Origin of the sequence: Sphingomonas sp. PP-CC-3A-396 (assembly GCF_004343105.1) — a bacterium.
In the GTDB taxonomy this organism is placed as follows: domain Bacteria; phylum Pseudomonadota; class Alphaproteobacteria; order Sphingomonadales; family Sphingomonadaceae; genus Sphingomonas.
This window is the reverse complement of sequence record NZ_SLYF01000026.1, coordinates 1-3,887: the sequence shown is the minus strand read 5'-3', so window position 1 is coordinate 3,887 and position 3,887 is coordinate 1. Positions and strand designations below refer to the sequence as shown.

Below are 3,887 nucleotides of genomic sequence, written 5' to 3'. Positions count from 1 at the left end.
CGGCAAGATGGGCTTGCGGGTGTGCACCGGTGCGGTCGGCCGTGAAGCGATACCATGTCGCCGGCGGGGTCGTGTTGCCCGAGGCTCGGTCGTCGTCTTCCGCTAAGTGCGCATACTTCGCGGTAGTTTCCGGCAACGCATGACCGAGCAACTTGCCGATCGTGGCGAGCGGGACATTGTCCATGATGGCGGTGGATGCGAAGCTGTGCCGCAGGTCGTGAATGCGCAGGTCGGGCATCGAACAACGACACCGAAGTGCGGTCCACCAGCTGGTCACAGCGACCGGCGCTTTACCGGTCTTGTCCGGGAATACGAGCGCGCAATCTGCGCGGCGCGGAAGCGCCTCCAGAATCGTGAGCGCGTGACTATTCAGCCAGATGGTCTTGGGCCCCGTCTTGCTATCGGGCAGCGCCAGGCGGGGCGGCTGCACCCATTCCCACCGGAGCGCACGGATCTCGCCGATCCGTGCGCCCGTGTAGAGCAACAACCTAATGATCGCGACCTGCGCCGGGTGCGTCGCTTCCGCCACCCGAAGCGCCGCACCTAGTCGCTGATATTCGATCCGTGACAGGTAGCGTTCTTTTGCTTCTCGGGGGTAGCGTGGCAGGCCCCGGCAGGGGTTCGAGCCCTTGCGACGGAAATGAAGCGCCTCGGCATATTTGAGCAAGCTGGCCAGCACTGGCGCAGCGCGATTGTAGCGGGTCTCCGCCCTGCCCCCGCACTCGTCACGCCAGCGAACCACATCGGCGGGCAGCACGTCAGCGACCCGCATCGCGCCGAAGACTGGTGCAAGATCGCGCCGCCATGCGTCGTGATTGCGCTTGGCTGTTGACGGTTTCCAGTACCGGGCAACGTCCCCCCAGTAGGTCTCGACATAGTCGAACAGCGTCGGCGTGACCTTGACCGACGTCCGCTTGGGCAAGCCGTCGAGCGCCACCTCGCCGAGCAAACGCCGTGCCTGAGCACGCGCAAACGAAGCATCGACATCTTCGGCACGCCCGAGCGTAACACGGCGCTGTTTGCCGCGATGGCGCAGCCGAACCGTCCAGAAGGCGTTGGCGCTTGGGCGTACCCGGAGGCCAAACCCGGCAATCTCGGTGTCCCAGATGGTATATTCAGAGCAGCGAACAGGATGGCTTTTTCGGGCGAAATTGCCGTCGAGAAAGGCCCGATCCGCGGCTCTGGACCGGTTGGGGAGCAGATAGCCATCCAAGACCGTCAAATCGCGGCCACAAGCCACCGGAATCGCTGGATTTCTGGGGAGCAAATAGCCATCCCCACACCCCAAACTGCGGGGTGTTTCTAAACGGTCTACCGTTGATTTTGCTAGCTTTTTTCCCATTCTGCAAGCGTAGCTTGCGTAAGGTGTGCTCTACGCGAGCACGCTGTTGGACGAACATCCGGTATCGACAATTGGCAGGGCCGGCTTAAATGCCCGCTTATGGGTCCTCGTGATGCCGCCGGCTTCGCCGTGCGCGCATGTTAGCTACGTAGGTTCCAAGGGCGATTTATCCGCCGTCGTTCGTTGGGTAGACGAGGAGTAGCACATTCATGTCCCGTCGTGTCCTGATCACCGGCGCCAGCGTCGCCGGCAACACCGTCGCCTGGTGGCTTGGGCGTGCTGGCTTTGACGTTACCGTGGTCGAACGAGCATCGGGCTTCCGCGATGGCGGCCAGAACATCGACGTGCGTGGAGTCGGCCGCGAGGTGCTTCGCCGAATGGGACTGGAGCAGACCGCGCTGGAGCAGGGCACCGGCGAGGAGGGGACGGCGTGGGTCGAGGAGGACGGCACGATTGTCGCCCAGTTCCTCACCGCCGACACGGGCACCGACGGACCCACCGCTGAGATGGAGATCCTGCGAGGCGATCTGGCTCGCCTGCTCTACGAGCCGGCGAAGGACCATGCGACCTACCGGTTCGGCGACAGCATCGCGGATATTGCGCAGGATGATGACGGCGCGACCGTCAAGTTCGCTGGCGGCATCACCGAGCGATACGAGTTGGTCATTGTCGCCGAGGGCGTCGGGTCGCAGACGCGGGAGCTAGTCTTCCCGGGTGAGAACGCGCCGCGCTGGATGGACCTGACGATCGCCTACTTCACCATTCCGCGACAGCCGGACGACGATCGCCTGTGGCGCTGGTACAATGCACCCGGCGGCCGCAGCGTGTCGCTCCGCCCCGATCGGCACGGTACCGCGCGTGCGATGCTGTCGCTGCAGCAGCCTCCGCGGGGCGAGCAGGATTGGAGTGTCGAGCGCCAGAAGGTGGGGCTGCGCGAGCGCTTCGCGGATGCGGGCTGGCAGAGTGCGCGCGTGCTGGCCGGCCTGGAAACGACCGACGACTTCTACTTCGACGTCCTGCGCCAGGTGCGGATGCCGCGCTGGTCGAAGGGGCATGTCGTGCTGACCGGCGACGCCGCTTGGTGCGCGACACCGATCGCCGGCTACGGCACGACCCTGGCGGTCACTGGCGCCTATGTGCTGGCCCAAGAACTGATCCGCTCGACCGAAGTGCTCGCGGCGCTGGCGGCCTATGAGCAGGCGATGCGGCCGATGGTCGAGGATGCACAGGGCGTACCCAAGATCGCGCCGCGGCTGGCCAACCCGCACAGCCAGCTCGGCATCCGGCTGCTCCACGGCGTTCTCAACTTGGCGAGCCGCCCCGCAGTGCGCGGCGTCGCCAGCAAGCTGTTCGGCGGCCGCTCGAAGGACGTCGACCTGTCACGCTACGACGCTCCGGCGTCCAAAGCGCCAACGATCGCCGCGGACGGGTTCCCGCCGAACCGCCTATTGCCGTTACTCGGGCTCGTCGCCGGGCTAGGCGTCGCGACCCTGCTTGTCGCGCGCAGCCGTCGTGACGGTCGGGCGGCAGGGTGATCAACCGGGTCACGGTTTGGCACGACGGCGACTGCCCCTTCTGCCAGCGCGAGATCGCGCTGATGCGCGGGCTCGACACGCGTCGGGCCATCACGTTCGCCGTCGATACCCGTTGATCGGTACCTGACCGGCGACGCAACCGTCTAATTTTTGGAGCATTCGGCGCCTCGGGTCTTAGATCCGGACGGCTGAACGGATGTCTGCTTTCGGAGACACGATAAGAGGCGCTGAATGTCTCCTTGTGGGTCTGGCCGGAAGCCGTAGGGCAGGGGTGATCGCCCAACGCCGGACGCTCGGGTTGCGAAACACGGCTCCCGAAAGCGGTCATTCGTTCAGCGCGATCTTTTCGGTCAGGTCACCCTTGCAGAAGGTGTCTACGCCATGAGCAGGGGGCGAATAACCGAAATGAGGTTCTGCAAAGAGTGGGCACCGACGATAATGAGATAGCCGGATCCAGATCGACGCCTCAATCTCGCTGAAAACATGATCGCGGCGTGCATTGCGAAGGTCGGCAAAACGGCGAGCGACGCCCAAGAAATTCCGTGCAATATGACCATCGTAGCGCCGGTCGCCAGCGACGTGCTGACATGACCCAAACCGAATCTCGATTGAGCCAGCCAAACCAAAACCCAGACCGCCAAGGACTCTGTGACCGGCCCGAAAACCGTCGCAAGGAAGATCAAGAACGGGGTTATCTCCCGATGATACCCTGAAAAGTTGATCGCTACCGATGGACCAAGAAGCCATATCATGAGATTCAGGATAGCATTGCCGGTAGCCCAACCGGCCACGCCCGTGGCTATAGCTATGACAATCCACCTCAGACACCGCATGAGCTGGCGATCATCGCAGCGGTCCTAAAAAGCAAGGCATCGCCCGCTGGATATGCGGCAACATGATTGATGCAGAAATCACGCAGACTGTGTGAGAACCCGGTCTGAGGATTCCCGTAGATCGCGGCGCATGGTATGTTTGTGGCATGGCGCATCTGTCTGGAACGGACCGCTCGC

At 63.5% G+C, this 3,887-nt stretch carries 3 protein-coding genes and 1 pseudogene; 2 read left to right on the top strand and 2 right to left on the bottom strand.

Annotated features, from left to right (window positions below):
• Window positions 1-157: 157 nt before the first annotated feature.
• A pseudogene (locus tag C8J40_RS20015) lies at window positions 158-1,342 on the bottom strand (integrase arm-type DNA-binding domain-containing protein); the annotation flags it as partial.
• Between the two features lie 209 nt (window positions 1,343-1,551).
• Between C8J40_RS20015 and C8J40_RS20010 the strand changes: the two are divergent.
• On the top strand, window positions 1,552-2,877 hold the full coding sequence (locus C8J40_RS20010) for an FAD-dependent monooxygenase (protein WP_082466247.1): 1,326 nt from the start codon (window positions 1,552-1,554) through the stop codon (window positions 2,875-2,877).
• Window positions 2,874-2,993, top strand: a complete 120-nt coding sequence (locus C8J40_RS20005) for a DUF393 domain-containing protein (RefSeq protein WP_235527835.1) — start codon at window positions 2,874-2,876, stop codon at window positions 2,991-2,993. The genes C8J40_RS20010 and C8J40_RS20005 overlap by 4 nt, the downstream gene beginning before the upstream one ends.
• Window positions 2,994-3,251: 258 nt before the next feature.
• On the opposite strand, the gene C8J40_RS20535 is transcribed toward C8J40_RS20005, so the two are convergent.
• Entirely contained in the window at window positions 3,252-3,668 is a 417-nt protein-coding gene (locus C8J40_RS20535; RefSeq protein WP_165911560.1) for a hypothetical protein, read from the bottom strand.
• Window positions 3,669-3,887 lie beyond the last annotated feature (219 nt).

Bases quoted from the DNA above. Each gene is read 5' to 3' on its own strand.
- C8J40_RS20010 (WP_082466247.1), top strand. From the start codon at position 1,552: ATGTCCCGTCGTGTCCTGATCACCGGCGCCAGCGTCGCCGGCAACACC.